This window comes from Bradyrhizobium sp., from assembly GCF_016462955.1.
Classification (GTDB): domain Bacteria; phylum Pseudomonadota; class Alphaproteobacteria; order Rhizobiales; family Xanthobacteraceae; genus Bradyrhizobium.
Map to the genome: position 1 here is coordinate 689 of NZ_JAEMSD010000707.1, position 1,245 is coordinate 1,933.

Consider the following 1,245-nt stretch of genomic DNA (forward strand, 5'->3'; position numbering starts at 1 on the left):
AGTCCGCCATTTCGAGAAGGCGCGCGAGGATCATTGCCCGACACTCATTGCTCGACGGCCCGGCCTTTCAAGGCGAACAGACCGCGCGGGCGCTTCTGGATGAACAGGATCAGCAGAATGAGGATCAGGATCTTGCCGAGCACGGCACCTACGAACGGCTCGAGCACTTTGTTCGCGATGCCGAGCGTGAAGGCGGCGACCAGCGTGCCCCACAGATTGCCGACCCCGCCGAACACCACGACCATGAAGCTGTCGATGATGTAGCTCTGGCCGAGATTGGGGCTGACATTGTCGATCTGCGACAGCGCCACGCCGGCAATGCCGGCAATGCCCGAGCCGAGACCGAAGGTCAACGCGTCGACGCGCGAGGTCGCGATGCCCATCGAAGCCGCCATGCGGCGGTTCTGCGTCACCGCACGCATCTCGAGGCCGAGCGCGGTGTAGCGCAGCATCGCGAGCAGGATCGCGAACACCGCGAGCGTGAAGACGAGGATCCAGAGCCGGTTATAGGTGATGGTGATCTGGCCGAGCTCGAACGCGCCGCTCATCCAGGAGGGATTGCCGACCTCGCGGTTGGTCGGGCCGAACATGGTGCGCACCGCCTGCTGCAGCACCAGCGACAGACCCCAGGTCGCCAGCAACGTCTCCAGCGGCCGGCCGTAGAGGAAGCGGATGATGCTGCGCTCGATCAAGACGCCGATGGCCCCGGCGACGAGGAAGGCGAGCGGCACGGCGATCAGCAGTGAATAGTCGAACAGGCCGGGATAGCTGGTGCGGATCACCTCCTGCACCACGAAGGTGGTGTAGGCCCCGATCATCACCATCTCGCCATGCGCCATGTTGATGACGCCCATCACGCCGAAGGTGATGGCAAGCCCGATCGCGGCGAGCAGCAGCACCGAGCCGAGCGAAAGGCCGTACCAGGCGTTCTGCACCATGGACCAGACCGCGAGCGTGGACTGAATCGAGCCGATCGCGCTGGCGGCCGCTTTGGTCACCGAGGCCGGCTGGTCGCCCATGCCGGTGAGCAGCGCCAACGCTTCCTGGTCGCCCCGCGCCTTGAGGGTGGCGACGGCCTCGAGCTTCTCGACCTCCGTGGCGTCGGGTTTGAACAGCAGGATCGCGGCGCGGGCATCGCCGAGCGCCGCCTTGACGGATTTGTTGGTGTCCTTGGCGAGCGCAGCGTCGACCGCATCGAGCGCGGTCTCCTCATGCGACTTGAAGACGGATTGCGCGGCCTGAAGG

1 protein-coding gene is annotated in these 1,245 nt (G+C 65.5%); it reads right to left on the reverse strand.

Annotated features, from left to right (window positions below; translation table 11 throughout):
* Positions 1-44 precede the first annotated feature (44 nt).
* Positions 45-1,245, reverse strand: a 1,201-nt coding sequence (urtB, locus tag JHD07_RS37170) for an urea ABC transporter permease subunit UrtB (RefSeq protein WP_291631242.1), incomplete at its 5' end; no start/stop codon positions are given.